The sequence below is a fragment of the Streptomyces griseoflavus genome (genome assembly GCF_014649995.1).
Classification (GTDB): domain Bacteria; phylum Actinomycetota; class Actinomycetes; order Streptomycetales; family Streptomycetaceae; genus Streptomyces; species Streptomyces griseoflavus.
Map to the genome: position 1 here is coordinate 291824 of NZ_BMUC01000010.1, position 17836 is coordinate 309659.

The window sequence follows — 17836 nt, forward strand, 5'->3', positions numbered from 1 at the left end:
ACCTGCCATGGCGAAGCCGCAGACGACCCGCAAGAAGCGCGCGAACGGAGTGGAGTCGCGGCAGCGCATCCTCGACGCCGCCGTGCAGATCGCGGGCGAGCGGGGGTACGAAGGCACGTCGATCGCGGCCGTGAGTGCCGCGTGCGGACTGCCCGCCAGCTCGATCTACTGGCATTTCAAGGACAAGGACGACTTGATCGCCGCGGTCATCGAGCGCAGCTTCGACACCTGGCTGGCCGCGGTCGAACTCCCGGGCGAGGAGACGGGCACTCCGCTGGAGCGGGTCACCGCCATGGCGGGGAACGTGGCAAAGTCACTGGTCGACGCCCCCGACTTCCTCCGTCTGGGGCTGATGCTCGCGCTGGAGCGGCGTCCCGCCGAACCGCGCGGCCGCACGGTGTTCCTCCAGGTCCGCGACATCGCGCGCGCGAAGATCGCCGAAATGGCCCAGGCGCTCGTCCCGGGCCTCGACGAGGAGTCCATGCACGCCCTGACGACCTACGCCGTCGCGGGCGCCGACGGGCTGTTCGTCCAGCGGGAGATCAACGGTGACGCTGTCGACCTGGTGGCGATGTTCGAATTGCACGCCCAGCTGGTCTACGAGGCGGCTACACGCATGGCTGCGAGGAGCAAGGCATGACGCCGGCGGCTGCCCGGCGACGCATGGAAGCCGCCCAGCTGCTATGTGAGGTCGAACGCCGCACCGCACCGGTCGAACCGCTCTCCACGACGTGGCCCGATCTCGATCTCGCCGACGCCTACGCCGTCCAGCAGGACAACATCGCCCGCCGCCTGGCCGCCGGAGCGACGGTGATCGGCCATAAGGTCGGTCTCACCTCAGCCCCGATGCGGCAGCTCCTTGAAGTGCACGAGCCGGACTTCGGGCATCTGCTGGACGACATGGTCCACCGCGACGGCGGGACAGTACGCGCCGCACGCTACTGCGCCCCACGCGTCGAACCCGAGACCTGCTTCTGCCTCGCCCGGCCCCGGCGTGACCACCGCTGACGTACTGGCCGCCACCGGGGCGGTCGCGCCCGCACTGGAGATCGTGGACAGCCGCATCCGCGACTGGCGGATCACACTGGTCGACACCGTCGCGGACAATGCCAGCTCCGCGGGACTGGTGTGCGACTCCTGGACCCCCGTGGAGTACGCACCCGACCTCGCGGCGGTCAGCGTGGACCTGCTCATCGACGGAAGTCATGTGGCGACCGGCAGCGGCAAGGAGGTCCTGGGGCACCCTGCCACCGCGGTCGCCTGGCTGGCCAACGCCCTCGCCGCCTTCGGCATAGAACTGGACACCGGACACGTGATCCTGCCCGGCGCCATGACCACCGTTCCCTTCATCGGCACGGGTCAGAAGGTGGAGGCGCATTTCGGAGCCCTCAGCTCAGTGTCGGTGTCTTTCATCTGACGACAGCCCGCCCTCCGCCCCACCCGAGACATCAAAAGCCACACTCGCAACTCCCTTACCTACCCGGTCCGCCCCGATCCTCTCTTCCGCTCTCTCAACGGCCCTCCGCCACCGCCACGCCGGACTTCTTCGCAACCCCAGGCACCGATACCCATAGCCTCGTCGGGTGGGTCGGCAGTGCACGGTCGACGGCCGGAAGGACACGACTTCCCCGCCGCACCCCGTAGACCGCATGAAAGGCCGCTTCATGTCCCCTTCGGCACAACGCATCGACGTCCACCAGCACGTGGTGCCCGACTTCTACCGCGACGAGCTCGCCAAGGCCGGCATCGCCGACGCCAGCGGCCGGGCCCTGCCCGACTGGAGCCCCGAGTCCGCCCTGCGAGTGATGGACCTGCTCGGCACCACCACGTCAATCGTCTCTGTTTCCACGCCGGGCACCGGCTTCCTCACCGAACCCGCCGAGGCCACAGACCTGGCCCGACGCCTCAACGACCACTCCGCGACGCTGGCCTCCGACCATGCCGGCCGCTTCGGCTTCTTCGCCACGCTGCCCATGCCTGACGCCGATGCCTCAGCCGCCGAGGCCGTGCGCGCACTGGACGACCTGCGAGCCGATGGCGTCACCCTGCTCGCCAACAACCGGGGTACCTACCTCGGCGCGGACGGCCAGCACGCGCTGTGGCAGACGCTGAACGACCGTGGCGCGGTGGTCTTCGTACACCCGGCGCAATTGCCCGCTCCCCCGGTCGACGGCATTCCCGCCTTCGCAGCCGACTTCCTGCTGGACACCACCCGCGCCGCCTACCTCCTGGTCCGCAACGGCATCCCGCGCCGCTACCCGCACGTCCGATTCATACTCAGCCACGCCGGCGGCTTCGTTCCCTACTCATCACACCGCATGGCCCTCACCATCGCCAACGACACCGCGCGCAGCCCGCTCGACGTACTGGACGACTTCCGCTCCTTCTACTTCGACACCGCCCTGTCCTCCAGCCCTGCTGCCCTGCCCACCCTGCTCGCCTTCGCCCGCCCCGGACACGTTCTCTTCGGCAGCGACTGGCCCTTTGCCCCCACTCCCGCCGGGCAGTACTTCGCGAGCGGTCTCGACGGCAACGTCGACCCGGGCACGCTCAAGGCCGTCAACCGCACCAACGCCGAAGCGCTCTTTCCCCGTCTGGCCGCCACTTCCCCGACGGCGCCCCCAGCCCTACCGGCCCCCGTGCGCCTGCGCCAGGCGGCGCAGCGCACCGCCGCGCGCCTGGTCTTCAAGCTCCTCCAGCCCGACACCGACTGAGACAGGTTCCTCATGTCCACCAACCCCCACCGCAAGTCCGACGATCAGACCGAAGACCGGCAGGACGCCGTCGCGGCCGGCCGGGCCGGCCACAACGGCGTGCTCTTTGCCATGTGCCTGTCCCTGGTCCTTGTGGTCGCCTCCGTCTCCGCTCTCAACCTCGCTCTGCCCGACCTCGCCATCGACCTGTCGGCGACCAACAGCGCACTGACCTGGATCGCCGACGGCTACACCGTTGCCCTGGCCGCTCTCGTCCTGCCCCTCGGTGCCATCGGCGACCGAATCGGGCGCCGCAACGTCCTCATCGCGGGCACCGTCGTCTTCGGCATCGCCTCCCTGGCCGCATCTTTCGCCGACTCCACCAACACACTCATCGTCTGGCGAGTCGTCATGGGCCTGGGGGCCGCGATGATCATGCCAGGCACCCTGTCCACAATCACCGCTGCCTTCCCTTCCGAGCAGCGCGCTAAGGGCGTGGCCACCTGGTCCGGATTCGCCGCCGCCGGAGCCATCATCGGCATGCTTGCCGCAGGGGCCCTGCTGGAGTGGTATTCGTGGCGATCGATCTTCATCACCAGCGCTGCAGTCGCCCTCGTGGCCGCCGTCGCTGCCCTCCTCCTGTCGCCCAACACCAAGGACGAACACCCCTCCCCGCCCGACGTGTCCGGAGCCGTCTCCACGGCCGTCGGTATCGGCGCCCTCGTCTTCGCCATCATCGAAGGCAACGAGCAGGGCTGGACGGAACCCATTGTGATCGCCGCCCTAGTGGTCACGGTGCTGGCCTTCACCGCGTACGCCTGGCTGGGCCTGCGCAACGAGCACCCCCTGCTCGACCCCGCTCTCTTCGGTATCCGCGGCTTCCGAGCCGGCGCGATCACCGTCCTCGTGCAATTCATGGCCGTCTTCGGGTTCTTTTTCGTCGGCCTGCAGTACCTGCAGCTCATCCTCGGCTACAGCCCGCTCAAGGCCGCCGCAGCCCTCGTTCCCGTCGCCGTCGTCGTCCTGCCTACCTCCCAGGCCACCCCTCACCTGGTGCGACGGGTCGGGATGAAGGCCACCATGACCGTCGGCCTGCTCCTGCTGAGCGTTGGCCTCTTCGTCATCTCCCGGGTCGACGTCGGCTCTGGTTACCTGCCCTTCCTCGGCGGACTCATCCTTGCGGGCTTCGGCATCGGCCTGTCCGGAGCTGTGGGCACCTCTGCCATCACCGGCTCACTCGGCCGCGGCCAGCAGGGAGTCGCCTCCGCGATGAACGACACCACACGCGAGGTCGGCTCGGCCGTCGGCATCGCCCTCATGGGATCGATCTACGGCAGCCACTACCGCTCCAACCTGCCCGACGCCCTCGACCAGCTCCCCGTCGAAGCCGCCGAAGCCGCACGCGACTCCGCCGCGGCGGGCCTGCACGTCGCCGATCAGCTCGGCGCCCGGGGCGAGGCCCTGGCAGACGGCGTCAAGTCCGCCTTCATGGACGGCCTGTCAGCCTCGCTCATCGCCGTCGGCATCGTCGTTCTCGCCGCCGCGATCGGCTGCCTGTTCCGCGCACCGAAGACACCACCGGCATCCGACTGAGTTCCGCGCTTGCCCGGAAGCGACTGAGGTGCCGGCGAACTCCGGCCACGATCACGGCAGCAAGTCGAGCACGCCGAGATCAGCAGCGAGGGGCTGTTCGGTCCAGATCGTTTTTCCGCTCCGGGCGTAGCGGCTGCCCCAGCGGGTGGTGAGCTGGGCGATGAGGAACAGACCTCGGCCCCCTTCGTCTGACCATCGGGCCCGGCGCAGCCGTGGCTGGGTGTTGCTGGGGTCGTTGACCTCGCAGACGAGCACTTTCTCCCAGATGAGGCGCAGGCCGATGGGACCGCCCGCGTACCGGACGGCGTTGGTGACGAGTTCGCTGACGACCAGCTCGGTGGTGAAGGACACCTCCTCCAGTCCCCACGCGGCCAGTTGCCTCGCCGCCGCCTGGCGGGCGGCGGCGACGGCGGACGGGTCTGCGGGGAATTCCCAGGTCGCGGTGTTCGCCGGAGCGATGGCACGCGTGCGCGCCAGGAGCAGGGCCATGTCGTCGCGGGCCGGAGCATCGCCCAGGCTCCGGAGAAGCTCGTGTCCCACACCGTCCAGACCACGGCCGGGGCCGGCGAACCGCGCGAGACGGTCGGTCAGCCGCCGCAGACCGGCGTCGGGATCGTGGTCGTCGCGGTAGATGACGCCCTTGGTGTACACCGTGATGATGCTGCCGGGCTCGAGGTCGAACGTGGTCGTCTCGAACGGCATCCCGCCCACACCGAGCAACGGTCCAGGAGACATCTCGACGGCTTTGACGGTGCCGTCGGGCCGGACCACGACGGGCGGTGGGTGTCCGGCACTGGCCAGGGTGCACTGGCGGGTGACGGGGTCGTAGACGGCGTACAGGCAGCTGGCGCCGACGGTGTCCCCTTGGTGGGGGGCCTCGTCCTGGAGCTGCTGGACGAGGTCGTCGAGGTGGGTGAGGAGTTCGTCCGGGTCCAGTTCCAGGTCGGCCAGAGTGTCGACGGCCGTGCGCAGCCGGCCCATGGTGGCGGTGGCGGGCAGACCATGTCCCGTGACGTCACCCGCGACAAGGGCGACGCGGAAGGACGGGAGGGCTATGACGTCGTACCAGTCGCCGCCGATCTCCGCTCCGCCTCCCGCGGGCACGTAGCACCCCACGGTCTCCGCCGCGGGAGTGTCGGTGGTGGCCGCGGGGAGCAGGCGCTGCTGCAGGGCGACGGCCGCCCGGTGCTCGCGCGTGTAACGGCGGGCATTGTCCACGCCGAGTGCGGCCCGTGACGCTATCTCCGTCAGCAGGTCGGCGTCCTCCTGGCCGAAGGGGACGGGGTGGCGGGTGCGCCAGACGACCACGGTGCCGAGGACGAGGCCACGGGCGAACAACGGTGCCGCGATCGCCGAGTGGCCATGTTCGGGGACGAACAGATGAGCCAGCTCGGAGTGCCCCTCAGCTGCGGCGATCACGCTGTCCAGGTCGGGCAGAAGGACGGTCTCACCCCGCCCGATTCTCTGGAGAAGCGGGTGGTTCGGCAGCGCGGGCGGAACCGCGCCCACGGCCGGGAGACCGGTCGGCCAGCCCTCCCCCGGCGGGGCCACGCCGATCCGGCGCAGATTCCACCGCCCCGGGCCGGGCATCTTCGGCGGCTCGTCCCCCTCCAGCACGGCCTCGGACAGGGCCACCCAGGCCACGTCACCGAGGGCCGGCACGAGGACGTCCGCCAGCTCCTGCGCGGTGCGTGCCACGTCCAGCGTGGCACCGATGCCCGCTCCGGCCTTGGTCAGCAGTTCCAGGCGCCGCTCGGCCCGGTACCCGTCCGTGATGTCGTCGTACGTCTGGCACATGCCGAGGAGACGGTCGGTCGGGTCGGTCAGCCGGAACGTGGACAGCGACCACATCCGGTCGCGGTCCGGACCGGTCGGAGGGCTCCCGCGCACCGGAAGGCTGAGGACGGACTCACCGGTTTCCCGCACCTGCCGCAGGATCCGGTCGACCGTTCCTGAGTCGACGTGGGAGGTGTCCGCGCCGGCGTGCCGGCCGATGAGCTGGTTTCCGGGACGGGTGAGGACTTGCTCCGCCGCTCCGTTCAGCAGCCGGTACCGCAACTCGCCGTCCATGACGGCGATGGGGGCGGGATACTGCTCGAACAGGGCCCGCATCATCGCCCGGTCGATGTCCTCCCGCTCGATCCGCCGAGCGTCCCCTGCGGAGACCGACCATCCCGCTCGGCCCTCCCGGTCCATGAGCGGGCGCACGCGCAGCGCGACCCTCACCTCGTGCCCGTCACGGTGACGCAAGGCGAGAACGCCGTCCCAGCTCTGGCCACCCTCAGGCCGGTCGCGCCCGGCCAGCGCCGCTTCGCGGTCCCCACGCGTGGTCAGCAGCTCCACCGCCGGTGTGCCGCAGACTTCCTTCGCCGGGTATCCGAGGAGGGCTTCCGCCTCTGCACTCCACAGCTGGACGGTGCCCACCCGGTCCACCCAGGCAGTGGCGGGAAAGGGCTCCGGCGGCGGACCTTCCTCTTCCGCGCCGGCCCTCTGGGCATCCACGGGTCCGCTCATCGGCATCAGCCCATCCCTGGCCTCGCCCCCCGGCCATCATAAGGAAAGCGGGCATTCGGTACATCTTGCCCTATGGGGCGAGGTCTCCGAGCATGCCTCCGGATTCCTCTCACACCGCATCCGGTGCCGGCCTGCCGTCACGACAGCAGCGGTCGTCACGGCGTCGTCTGCGCTCCGGCGACCTCCCGTGTTTCGCGGACGGCCCGCGCGACCTGGTGGTTCAGAGCGTCCGCCAGCATGTCCGACAGCCCCTGGAAGTCCCAGTCGTCGCCTGCCGCCGCGGCGATGAAGACTCCGTCGGAGGCGGCCAGCGCGAACTGTGCGAGGCGGCGGGCCAGGCCCTCGTCCCTGGCGGTCACCTCGCCGGGGAGGACGTTCGTCCACCAGCGGACCAGCACGTCCAGCATGCGGCGTCGAATCTCCAGGAAACGCTGTCGCGCCGCCGAGTCGGCCATGCGCCGCTCCAGTGACAACAGCAGCCCCAGCCGCCAGAACCCATGACTGAAGTCGTCGGCGGTCAGACGGTCACGCATGAAGTCGATGAGCCGCCGATGCGAGGAGGGGCCCGCATCACTGGCCCAGCCGGTCTGCCGGGCCCATTCCTCGAAGCTCTGCTCGATGAGCGCCGCGAAGAGGCTGTCCTTGTTGTCGAAGTGCCAGTAGACGGAACCCGACGGCAGCCCGGACCGCTTGGTGACCAGCGCGATCGTGGTGCCTTCGTAGCCGCGCTCCGCCGCCAGTTCGAGGGTCGCTTCCAGGATGCGACGCCGGGTCTCTTCGCTCTGCCGGTGCTGCACGCCGGCCTTCTTTGCCATGACCCCTTGCTACCACACGCCTGCGGAGCTACCGTTTCGAGCACTTCCTAGAACGTGCAATCTAGATTAAGCGTTCGTCCTCAAGCTCCCCGATCGGCAGGTCACCGTGATCCAGTCCCTCGCCTACCTGGGCATCACCACCCCCTCCCATGAGCAGTGGGCCACCTTCGGACCCGACATCCTGGGCCTGGAACTCGCCCCTCGGCGTGAGGACGGCACCGTCCTGCTGCGCATGGACGACGCCGCCTGGCGCCTCGCCCTGCACCCCGGCGAGAAGGACGACGTCGCCTACATCGGATGGAACGTTCCCGATGAGCGGACGGCCCGGGCGATGGCGAAGCGGCTGGCCGATCACGGGGTGGAGGTCACGGACGGCACACCGGAGCTGGCCGGCGAGCGTGCGGTGGAGAACCTGCTGTGGTTCACCGACCCGTTCGGTCTGCGGCACGAGCTGTCCTGGGGCCGCGACCACCGTCCCGCCACCTTCCGACCCGGCCGTCCCCTCAGCGGCTTCAAGACCGGGGAGCAGGGCATGGGGCACGTCGTGCTGCTCGTGCCGGACCTGGCCCGGGCCGACGCCTTCTTCAGCGGTGTGCTCGGCTTCAAGCTGTCCGACCGGATCGTCATCGACGGCAAGCTGCAGATCCGCTTCTACCACGTCAACGGGCGCCACCACACGCTCGCCATCGGCGAAGTGCCCGGGGTGACCGGCTTGCAGCACCTGATGCTGGAGGTCGACTCCATCGACGACGTCGGCACCGCCCTCGACCTGTGCGAGCGCAACGACGTGCCGCTCGCCCTGACCCTGGGCCGCCACGTGAACGACCTGATGACCTCCTTCTACCTCCACACACCGGCCGCCTTCCAGATCGAGTACGGCTGGGGCGGAATCGCGGTGGACGACCTCACCTGGGAGTCGCGGACCTTCGACCGGTTCAGCATCTGGGGGCACCACCAGCCCGAGGCGTCCAAGGCACTGCCGCCCGCCCTCATCACCCGGATCGAGCAGGCGTGAGCCCCGTGCCGCGCGCGACACAGGAGCCACCTGGAAAGGACCCGCGGTGACACTCGTCGATCATCACGACCCGGCAGCCTTCCGCAGTGTGCTCGGGCACTACCCCACCGGAGTCGCGGTCGTCACGGCCATGACGGGAGACGGTCCGGTCGGCATGGCCGTCGGCACCTTCACGTCCATCTCGCTGAGTCCGCCACTGGTGGGCTTCTTCCCCGACCACAACTCCTCGACCTGGGTGCGAATCCGCACCGCGGGCGCCTTCTGCGCCAACATCCTCGGCGAGGACCACCAGGACGCCTGCCGGGTCTTCGCCACCCGCGGCGTCGACCGCTTCGGCGCCGTCGACTGGGTGCCCGGACCTACCGGCTCCCCCGTACTGACCGACGCGATCGCCTGGGCCGACTGCGAACTCGTCGACGACCATCCGGTCGGCGACCACCAGCTCGCCGTCGGGCGCGTCATCGCCCTCTCCCTGCACGACGGCGAGCACGCCCAGCGTCCCCTCGTCTTCCACCGCGGCCGGTACGGAACCGCCACCACCGCGGCCGCCGCCCTCGCCCCCACACCCCTGGAAGGAGCCTGGCTGTGACAACCACCGCCGCCCTCACCGAAGAGAGCACCAGCCGGACCGTCACCACCGAGGACTGGACCCTGCACTACAACGAAGCAGGCGAGGGCCATCCCGTCGTCTTCCTTCACGGCAGCGGCCCCGGCGCCACCGGCTGGAGCAACTTCTCCCCCAATATCCCGACCCTTGCCGAGCAGTACCGGGTGATCGCCGTCGACATGCCCGGCTGGGGCAAGTCCGACACCGTCACCGGCGGGGAACGCGACCACGCCACCGCGGCGGTTCAGCTCCTGGACGCCCTCGGCATCGAGAAGGCCGCCTTCGTCGGCAACTCCATGGGCGGCATGACCGCACTGCGCCTGGCCGCCCATTACCCCGACCGTGTCTCACACATCGTCACCATGGGCGCTCCGGCCGGCCGGGGCGGCCCCGGCCTGTTCGGCCCCGGTGACGGTCCCAGTGAGGGACTCAAGATCCTCATCCGCGGTTATGCCGACCCGTCCGAGGCCACCATGGCCGAGCTGGTCGATGTCATGACCTTCCGCACCGGCCCGGACCGCGAGGCACTCGCTTGCGCCCGGGCCGCTGCCGCCCGGTCACGGCCCGACCACCTGAAGAACTTCCTGGAGCACCTTCAGCGGACCAGGCAGGTCGGCAGCTCGGCCACCGACGCGGAGATCTCCCGGATCACCGCGCCCAGCCTGATCGTCCACGGCCGCGACGACCGGGTGGTGCACTTCGAGAACTCCCTGCGCCTGGTCTCCACGATCCGCGACTCCCGCCTGGTGCTCTTCAACCGCTGCGGTCACTGGGCCCAACTGGAGCACGCCGCCGAGTTCAACCGGCTGGTCGCCGAGTTCGTCGCCCACCACTGATCTCCACCGACAACTCCAGGAACAAGGACTTCACTCCATGCATGAGGTGAACGACGCGTCGAGGAACTCGCCGCGCAGTTCGAGCAGCAGGCCGTCCAGGACGACGACGCCGGCCGGCTGACGGACGAGACAGCCGCGCTGATGCGCTCCGCCGGTGTCGTACGGCTGCTGCAGCCACGCGAGTTCGGCGGCTACGAGGCAACACCCGGTGAGTTCTACCGAACGGTGATGGCACTGGCCGCCCGCAATCCGGCCGCCGGCTGGGTGGGCGGCGTGGTCGGCATCCACCCCTGGGAGCTGGCCTTCTCCGACCCGAGGCTCCAGCGGGAGCTCTGGGGAGAGAACGGTGAGAAGGCGGACACCTGGATCTCCTCGCCGTACGCCCCCAACGGCCGGGCCCGGAAGGTGGACGGCGGCTTCCTCTTCTCCGGACGCTGGCCCTTCGGCTCCGGCAGCGACCACTGCGACTGGGCCGTCCTGGGCGGCATCGTCACCGACGACGCCGGCAACATCACCCCGCCCCCGGACATGCGGCACTTCGTCCTGCCCCGCGCGGACTACGACATCCTGCAGGACAGCTGGAAAGTCGTCGGCCTCGCCGGCACCGGCAGCAAGGACATCGTCGTCAAGGACGCCTTCGTCCCGGACCACCGCACCCTGGACGCCCATGAGGTCGGCGAAGGCATCCTCGCCGAGCGCAACCGGCCCGGGAACCCGCTGTACGCGATGCCGTTCGGCGTCATGTTCTCCAGCGCGATCAGCGCCGCCACCCTCGGCATCGCCGAGGGCGCACTCGCCGCATTCCTGGCCTACACCCGTCAGCGCATCACCATCGTCGGCAGCCGCGCCGCCGAGGACCCGCACCAGCTCACCGGTCTGGGTGAGGCCGCAGCCGACCTGGACGCCAGCCGTACCCACCTGCTGGCCACCATGGACCGGATGTACGAGGACGTCCTCGCAGGCCGGACCATCAGCATCGAGGCCCGGGCCGAGGCCCGCCGCAACCAGGTCCGCGCCTCCCGCCGCGCAACCGACGCCGTCGACGAACTCTTCCGCCGCGCCGGCGGAGGCTCCCTCCGCCTCGACCAGCCCCTCCAGCGCCACTGGCGCGACGTCCACGCCGCGATGAACCACCTGTGCAACGTCGCCGACAGCATCTACGAAGGCTGGTCCCGCGACCAGTTCGGGCTGCAGGCGGGCCTTCGCGTCCTGGTCTGACCCCTCCCCCGAACACTCCTGCCGCGACCTACCGCACCGGTAGCGGCAGGAGTCCTGACACGACCCCGGTCCCACCCCTGGCCGGGGTCATTGTCGTCGCCCGGACTGCACGGACACCGCAGGCCGCACCGGCCGACGGCAGCGCCAGGACACCGGACGGGACGGTGTCGGCCGGCGTCCGGGCAGGCCCCGAAGTGACTCCTGGTGTACCGATCTCCGCTCGGTGGGTCTCACGCGTGAGGGCGATCGCCACCGCGCTGACCAGACACACCACCGCGATGAACAGTGAGACGGTACCCGTGTTACGGCCCCCTCCGGCGGCCGTCTGCAGGCTGGTCGCGATCAACGGCGCCAGTCCCGCACCGAGCGTCGTAGCGAGTTGGTAGCCGAGCGAGGCGCCGGTGTAGCAAGCCAGGACGCCCTCGCACCCGATGCTGACCATTTGCTGACCCGATCGGCCCCACTACGCCTCTGACCTGCGCAAACGCCCAGATGCTAGATCTTGGACTTGAACATGGTGCGCAGCACGTTGGACTCCTGGAAGACGGCTCCCTGCCAGCTTTCTGCAGGTCAGGGGCGTCCTTCACTGTACATCGGCATGTCTTCGACTCGAAGACCTCTAGGAAAATCGTGCGTTGTTGTGACCAGGTCTCCCGCCTGCGCATTTCTGCGCCAGCCAGGTGTCGCGAAGCCACCGACCAGGCGCACGCGCGAGGAACCGTTTGGGACTGATGCTGAGTGGGTGCTGACTTACCTGAGACGCCATCCGCTTACCGCTCAACGGACTTGTCTGGTCGAACAGGGGTCCTGATCGGGTGATCGCGGCAGGAGCGGCGCATGAAGGCAGGGCCTCTTGGTAGTTCGGGGGTGTGATCCCGTCCGAGCAGTCCCAGGAGGCCCTGTTGCCGCAGTCTTTCGTGCTCGCGTCCCTGGAGTCCAACGCACCGTCTCCGGCGTGTGACTGTCTCGCGCACAGGTTCGGCAACGCGGCGGACGGGCCGGACCGCGGGCGGTGTTACGGCTCCGATCTGACGGAGGCAGAGTGGCAGGTCATCCGGCCTCTGCTGCCGGTCCCCGCATGGCTGCAGGGGCGGGGCGGGCGGAGGGCTATTGCCACCGCGTGATGCTTGACGCGGTCCGCTACGTCGTCGACAACGGCGTGAAGTGGGTCAACCTGCCCTGTGACTTCCCGCCGTACCGGCGGGTGCACGCGTTCGCCCGCTGCTGGCAGGTGACAGGTCTGCTTGCCGAGCTCCACGACCGGCTGCGTGACAAGGTGCGTCAGAAGGGAGGCCGTTCGCCGGACCCGACGACCGCCATCGTGAACTCGCAGTCACTGCGGGCAGCGGCGAACATTCCGCGCTCGACGTCCGGGTGGGACGGCGGGAAGAAAGTGGGCGGACGCAAGCGGCACCTGGTGGTGGACTGCCTCGGTCTGGTCCTGGCTGTCGCGGTGACCGCGGCGAGCGTGCAGGACCGCGACGCCGCAATGCCCTTGCTGGAGCGGCTGCGCACCATGTACTTCTCCATCCGTCTGGTCTGGGCGGACGGCGGCTATGCGGGCCGGCTCGTCGACTGGGCGGCCGAGAAGTGCCGGCTCACTCTTGAGATCGTCAAACGCACCGACGACACCGCGGGGTTCGTGGTGCTGCCGCGCAGGTGGGTCGTGGAACGCACCCTGAGCTGGCTGATGCGCTCGCGTCGCCTGGTGCGCGACTACGAGACCCTGCCCGCCATGCACGAGGCCATGGTGCTGTGGTCCATGACCATGCTCATGAGCAGCCGTCTGGCCGGGCGCCGCCCCGGCGCCTTCAGCCGGCCGGTGCCCCGAGCGGAGTGAACGCCCCCGGCCGCGTCTGGAGCGCCCACCCCCGCTCCACCAGGCGTTTCTGGCCCGCGCGGGCCACGGCGTCGTGCACGACGTAGCTGAAGAAGGGCTGGGCACGTACGATCTCGTGGTCGACGTCCCAGTCAATGCGCTGGATGCCGCGCCGCTGGTCCTCCTCCTTCTGGATGTCGTAGCCGCCGTCGCCGCCGATCCAGGAGCAGGTGACGACGGCAGAGCGGTCGATCATCGCCGCCGCGATCGCCCGCCACCGCTCGCGCGGCGCGAGGCCCGCGACGATCGCGGCGGCGTTCGCGGCCTGCGAGGCGGCCAGCCGGCGCTCTCCGTCGACGTACAAGCCCCGGCGCGGATCCCAGAAATTCTCGAACGAGGCCGCCACACCCGCGTGCCGTTCCCGGGCCCAGGCCGCCGACCCGGCGTTGCCGACCCAGTCGCACAGGTCCGCGTACTCGGCGAGGCCACAGGCCCACAGCGCGGACACTATGGAGGTGCGGCCGGTGGTGAAGACGCTCGACCAGTCCACCAGATTCCACTCCGGCAGGTCGCTCAGCGTCCCGTGCTCGTCGAGGTGGGGCTCGTACCAGCGCAGCATCCGCTCCACGGTCGGCAGACACGGGGCGAGGCGGGTGCGGTCGCCGGTGTAGCGGTAGAGGTTGTGCACGCCGTGGACCCAGTGCAGGGACCAGTCGGGGATGGTGAACCCGCCGAACTGCTCAAAGTCACCGGCCACGCTCAGCGGCAGGACGCCGTCCGGACGCGGCGAGTTGGCCAGTACGAGTCCGCCAGCACAGCCAGCGCGGGACGCTCCGGGGCGATCGTCACTGCCTCCAACACCCCTTGTGGAAGCGGGTAGTGTGGCTCGGCATCGATTCCGAGCGACATGACATCCTCACGGCTGGCCACCGCGGCACCGCGATAGCCATCGCAGTGGGTCAGGGATCCCACCACTCCGTCAGGCCACGACGGCACACCGTGCTCGTCCGGCGGCAGGGGAACGGCCGCTCGGCCCAGCGCTGACAGCGCCGCACGGGCGCAGTGGCGTCCCGTGGCGAACTCCCGCCTCCGCGCGTCCAACGCACTTGCGATCGCAGTCTCTGCCTCCGGGAACAGTGAGACGTCCGCCACGTCACCGAACACCTCCGCTGTACGCACCCCCGTCGGCACCAGACCGACGATCAGGTCCGCGACCATCCCATCCCTCCCTTTCGGAGTGCTCCAAAACCTTTGTGTGGCAAGTGAATTAGGATCCGATGGCAACAGTACAGCTTCACTTCCGTGTCGAAGGCAGGAGAACCGCATGAAGCACATCGATTTCGTGGCCCCCGGCGATATCAGGTACGAGGACTTACGCCGGGGCGAGAACCTCCGGTTCGTCGGTGAGCCGGACGAGATACATCTGGTGGGATCCGCCGCTGAGATCGAGCAGGTTCTTTCGCGTGCCGTGCGGTCGGGCAAGCGGGTGGCCGTGCGCAGTGGAGGGCACTGTTACGAGGACTTCGTAGCCAATTCAGACGTCCGCGTGGTGATGGACATGTCGCGGCTGTCGGCGGTCGGATTCGATGAGGAGCGCGGCGCGTTCGTCGTCGAGGCCGGTGCCACTCTGGGCGCGGTCTACAAGACGCTGTTCCGGGTGTGGGGCGTGACGCTGCCCGGCGGGGCGTGCCCCGAAGTGGGGGCGGGCGGACACATCCTCGGTGGGGGCTACGGCCCGCTGTCCCGGATGCACGGCTCGATCGTCGACTATCTGCACGCGGTCGAGGTCGTCGTGGTCGACGCGTCGGGCGACGCGCGGACCGTGATCGCGACGCGCGAGCCGGACGATCCGAACCATGATCTGTGGTGGGCGCACACCGGGGGTGGCGGCGGGAACTTCGGCGTGGTCGTCAGGTACTGGCTGCGGACCGCCCAGGGCGACGTACCGCCGGAGTCCGGCCGGCTGCTGCCGCGGCCGCCGGCCGAGGTGCTTCTCAACACGACGGTGTGGCCGTGGGAGGGGCTGAACGAGGCGGCCTTCGCGCGGCTCGTACGGAACCACGGCAGGTGGTTCGAGCAGAACAGCGGCCCCGACTCCCCCTGGTGCGACCTCTACAGCGTGCTGGCCCTCACCCGCAGCCAGTCCGGTGCCCTCGCGATGACCACGCAGCTCGACGCGACCGGCCCGGACGCGGAGAAGCGGCTGGAGACGTATCTCGCGGCGGTCTCCGAGGGTGTGGGCGTGCAGCCGCACAGCGACACGCGACGGCTGCCGTGGCTGCACTCGACGCGCTGGCCCGGGATCGCCGGGGACGGCGACATGACCGGACGGGCCAAGATCAAGGCGGCGTATGCGCGCCGGAGCTTCGACGACCGGCAGATCGGCACCCTGTACACGCGCCTGACCAGCACCGACTACGACAACCCGGCCGGGGTCGTCGCGCTCATCGCCTACGGCGGCAAGGTCAACGCCGTCCCGGCGGACCGGACCGCGGTGGCGCAGCGCGACTCCATCCTCAAGATCGTGTACGTCACGACCTGGGAGGACCCCGCGCAGGACCCGGTCCACGTACGGTGGATCCGCGAGCTGTACCGGGACGTGTATGCGGACACTGCCGGCGTACCGGTACCCGGTGGCGCCGCCGACGGCGCGTACGTCAACTATCCGGACGTCGACCTCGCCAACGAGGAGTGGAACACCTCCGGGGTGCCGTGGTCCGAGCTGTACTACAAGGACGCCTACCCGCGCCTCCAGACGGTCAAGGCGCGCTGGGATCCGCAGAACGTGTTCCGGCACGCACTCTCCGTGCAGGCGCCGCCAGCCTGAGACGGCCCCGAGGGGTACGGGTTCCCGCGCGGGGACCCGTACCCCTCGGGGCTTCCGCCCCTGCCCGCCCGCGAGTTCAGCGGTCACTAGGGGATCGATAGGGGTGTAGGGGTCAACGATCATTTGATTACAGTCGGCAACGGCCTTTGCGTGTGCCGCAGGGGGCATTTCTCATGCATTTCACTTACTGGGGGATCACGGTCGCATGTCTCAATTCCGCGACGGCTTCACCGAGGTCGGGATACCGGACGACGCAATCGCCATAGTGGGGCTCTCCTGCAGACTCCCCGAGGCCCCCGACAAGAGCGCGTTCTGGGAGCTGCTCCGCGACGCGCGGCATGCGATCGGGGAAGTGCCGCAGGACCGGTGGAACGCCGAGGAACTTCCCCCCGCCGCACGGCACGGCGCCTTTCTCGACCGGGTGGACACATTCGATCCCGCATTCTTCGGCATATCGCCGCGCGAAGCCTCGATGATGGACCCCCAGCAGCGGCTCATGCTGGAACTCTCCTGGGAGGCTTTCGAGGACGCCGGCATCCCCCTGCGGCAGGTGCGCGGCAGCCGTACCGGTGTCTTCGTCGGTGCGATCGCGAACGACTACGCGGTGCTGCTGAACCGGCAAGGGCTGTCCGCCGTCACCCAGCACTCGCTGACCGGGATCCAGCGCGCCATCATTGCGAACCGGGTGTCGTACACCCTCGGGCTGCGCGGTCCCAGTCTCACCGTGGACACCGCGCAGTCCTCCGGCCTCGTCGCCGTCCACCAGGCCTGCGAGGCCCTGCGCTCGGGCGGTTGCGAACTCGCCGTGGCGGGTGGCGTGAACCTCAACATCGTGCCGGAGAGCGCCCTCGCCGCCGACCGGTTCGGCGGGCTGTCGCCGGACGGCCGCTGCTACACCTTCGACGCCCGCGCCAACGGCTACGTCCGCGGTGAGGGCGGCGGGGCCGTCCTCCTCAAGCCCCTCGCCCGGGCCCTGGCCGACGGCGACTCGGTCTACTGCGTGATCCGCGGCGGCGCGGTCAACAACGACGGCGCCACGGACGGACTCACGGTGCCGAGCACGGCCGCGCAGAGCGAGGTGCTGCGCCTGGCCTACGACCGGGCGGGCGTCGACCCGGCGGACGTCCACTACGTGGAGCTGCACGGCACGGGCACCGCCCTCGGCGACCCCATCGAGGCCTCGGCCTTGGGCGCCGTCCTGGGCACGGCCCCCGGCCGCCGACTGCCCCTCACGGTCGGCTCGGCCAAGACGAACGTGGGACACCTGGAAGGTGCCGCCGGAATGGTCGGTCTCCTCAAGACCGCCCTGTCCCTCCATAGGCGCCAGATCCCGGCCAGCCTCCACTGCGAGACACCGAACCCGCGGATCCCGCTGGCCGAACTCAACCTGCGCGTGCAGCAGTCGCTGACGGACTGGCCGGAGCCGGAGTCCCGGCCGGCGCTCGCGGGCGTCAGCTCCTTCGGGATGGGCGGCACCAATTGCCACCTGGTCCTGCAAGGGGTGCCGGCGGCCGAGCCCGCGACCCGTGACGGCGGCGGGGCTGAGCGTCGGGCCGGTGTGGTGCCGTGGCTCGTCTCCGGCCGCGGGGAGGACGCCCTGCGGGCGCAGGCCGAGCGGCTGCGGTCGTTCGTCGCGGACCGGCCCGAACTGGATGTGGACGCCGTGGCGCAGTCCCTGGTGACCTCCCGCGACGCCCACGAGAACCGGGCAGTCGTCCTCGGCTCGGACCGGGAGAGCCTGCTGAACGGGCTCGCGGCACTGGCTGCGGGAGAGCCCGCGTCGCGGGTTGCACGGAGCCGGGGGGCCGGGGTGCCGGCGGCCGGGCGGTTGGCGTTCCTGTTCTCGGGGCAGGGCAGCCAGCGGGCCGGGATGGGACGCGAACTGTACGAGGCCTTCCC

The 17836-nt window shown here is 69.9% G+C and carries 16 protein-coding genes; 12 read left to right on the forward strand and 4 right to left on the reverse strand.

Annotated features, from left to right (window positions below; translation table 11 throughout):
- Positions 1–7 precede the first annotated feature (7 nt).
- The 5 genes from IE172_RS22385 (at position 8) to IE172_RS22400 (ending at position 4286) form a co-directional block, all read left to right on the forward strand.
- On the forward strand, positions 8–640 hold the full coding sequence (locus tag IE172_RS22385; RefSeq protein WP_190099070.1) for a TetR family transcriptional regulator: 633 nt from the start codon (positions 8–10) through the stop codon (positions 638–640).
- Positions 637–1008, forward strand: a complete 372-nt coding sequence (locus IE172_RS34645) for a 2-keto-4-pentenoate hydratase (protein WP_229886264.1) — start codon at positions 637–639, stop codon at positions 1006–1008. The genes IE172_RS22385 and IE172_RS34645 overlap by 4 nt, the downstream gene beginning before the upstream one ends.
- Entirely contained in the window at positions 995–1417 is a 423-nt protein-coding gene (locus tag IE172_RS34650; RefSeq protein WP_229886266.1) for a 2-keto-4-pentenoate hydratase, read from the forward strand. Before IE172_RS34645 ends, IE172_RS34650 begins: the two co-directional genes overlap by 14 nt.
- Positions 1418–1664: 247 nt before the next feature.
- Positions 1665–2714, forward strand: a complete 1050-nt coding sequence (locus IE172_RS22395) for an amidohydrolase family protein (protein WP_190099071.1) — start codon at positions 1665–1667, stop codon at positions 2712–2714.
- Positions 2715–2726: 12 nt separating this feature from the next.
- Positions 2727–4286: an MFS transporter gene (locus tag IE172_RS22400; protein ID WP_190099072.1), complete on the forward strand. Its 1560-nt coding sequence runs from the start codon at positions 2727–2729 to the stop codon at positions 4284–4286.
- Between the two features lie 51 nt (positions 4287–4337).
- Here IE172_RS22400 and IE172_RS22405 read toward each other — a convergent pair whose 3' ends face one another.
- Entirely contained in the window at positions 4338–6788 is a 2451-nt protein-coding gene (locus IE172_RS22405; protein ID WP_403378062.1) for a SpoIIE family protein phosphatase, read from the reverse strand.
- A 167-nt stretch (positions 6789–6955) separates the two neighbouring features.
- On the reverse strand, positions 6956–7615 hold the full coding sequence (locus IE172_RS22410; protein ID WP_190099074.1) for a TetR/AcrR family transcriptional regulator: 660 nt from the start codon (positions 7613–7615) through the stop codon (positions 6956–6958).
- Positions 7616–7721: 106 nt separating this feature from the next.
- On the opposite strand from IE172_RS22410, the gene IE172_RS22415 reads away from it, so the two are divergent.
- From IE172_RS22415 to IE172_RS22435, 5 genes are all read left to right on the forward strand, one after another.
- Positions 7722–8630: a VOC family protein gene (locus IE172_RS22415; protein WP_229886267.1), complete on the forward strand. Its 909-nt coding sequence runs from the start codon at positions 7722–7724 to the stop codon at positions 8628–8630.
- 46 nt (positions 8631–8676) lie between these two features.
- On the forward strand, positions 8677–9219 hold the full coding sequence (locus IE172_RS22420) for a flavin reductase family protein (RefSeq protein WP_190099075.1): 543 nt from the start codon (positions 8677–8679) through the stop codon (positions 9217–9219).
- Positions 9216–10073 (forward strand): alpha/beta fold hydrolase, encoded by an 858-nt coding sequence (locus IE172_RS22425; RefSeq protein ID WP_190099076.1) that lies wholly within the window; start codon positions 9216–9218, stop codon positions 10071–10073. Before IE172_RS22420 ends, IE172_RS22425 begins: the two co-directional genes overlap by 4 nt.
- A gap of 141 nt (positions 10074–10214) precedes the next feature.
- Positions 10215–11291 (forward strand): acyl-CoA dehydrogenase family protein, encoded by a 1077-nt coding sequence (locus IE172_RS22430; protein ID WP_229886269.1) that lies wholly within the window; start codon positions 10215–10217, stop codon positions 11289–11291.
- 1123 nt (positions 11292–12414) lie between these two features.
- On the forward strand, positions 12415–13131 hold the full coding sequence (locus IE172_RS22435; protein ID WP_229886273.1) for an IS5 family transposase: 717 nt from the start codon (positions 12415–12417) through the stop codon (positions 13129–13131).
- On the opposite strand, the gene IE172_RS22440 is transcribed toward IE172_RS22435, so the two are convergent.
- Positions 13103–13867 (reverse strand): alpha-L-rhamnosidase-related protein, encoded by a 765-nt coding sequence (locus IE172_RS22440; protein ID WP_190099077.1) that lies wholly within the window; start codon positions 13865–13867, stop codon positions 13103–13105. The two genes, IE172_RS22435 and IE172_RS22440, sit on opposite strands and share 29 nt — an antisense overlap.
- Before the next feature lie 2 nt (positions 13868–13869).
- A complete protein-coding gene (locus tag IE172_RS22445) occupies positions 13870–14328 on the reverse strand; it encodes a 4'-phosphopantetheinyl transferase family protein (protein ID WP_190099078.1) in 459 nt (152 codons plus the stop codon).
- A gap of 106 nt (positions 14329–14434) precedes the next feature.
- Between IE172_RS22445 and IE172_RS22450 the strand changes: the two genes are divergently transcribed.
- Entirely contained in the window at positions 14435–15937 is a 1503-nt protein-coding gene (locus IE172_RS22450; protein WP_190099079.1) for an FAD-binding oxidoreductase, read from the forward strand.
- Positions 15938–16142: 205 nt separating this feature from the next.
- On the forward strand, positions 16143–17836 hold a 1694-nt coding region (locus IE172_RS22455; RefSeq protein WP_268253485.1), incomplete at its 3' end, for a type I polyketide synthase.

Bases quoted from the DNA above. Each gene is read 5' to 3' on its own strand.
- IE172_RS22385 (WP_190099070.1), top strand. From the start codon at position 8: ATGGCGAAGCCGCAGACGACCCGCAAGAAGCGCGCGAACGGAGTGGAG.
- IE172_RS22445 (WP_190099078.1), bottom strand. From the start codon at position 14,328: ATGGTCGCGGACCTGATCGTCGGTCTGGTGCCGACGGGGGTGCGTACA.
- IE172_RS22435 (WP_229886273.1), top strand. From the start codon at position 12,415: ATGCTTGACGCGGTCCGCTACGTCGTCGACAACGGCGTGAAGTGGGTC.
- IE172_RS22430 (WP_229886269.1), top strand. From the start codon at position 10,215: ATGCGCTCCGCCGGTGTCGTACGGCTGCTGCAGCCACGCGAGTTCGGC.
- IE172_RS22450 (WP_190099079.1), top strand. From the start codon at position 14,435: ATGAAGCACATCGATTTCGTGGCCCCCGGCGATATCAGGTACGAGGAC.
- IE172_RS34645 (WP_229886264.1), top strand. From the start codon at position 637: ATGACGCCGGCGGCTGCCCGGCGACGCATGGAAGCCGCCCAGCTGCTA.
- IE172_RS22410 (WP_190099074.1), bottom strand. From the start codon at position 7,615: ATGGCAAAGAAGGCCGGCGTGCAGCACCGGCAGAGCGAAGAGACCCGG.
- IE172_RS22400 (WP_190099072.1), top strand. From the start codon at position 2,727: ATGTCCACCAACCCCCACCGCAAGTCCGACGATCAGACCGAAGACCGG.
- IE172_RS22395 (WP_190099071.1), top strand. From the start codon at position 1,665: ATGTCCCCTTCGGCACAACGCATCGACGTCCACCAGCACGTGGTGCCC.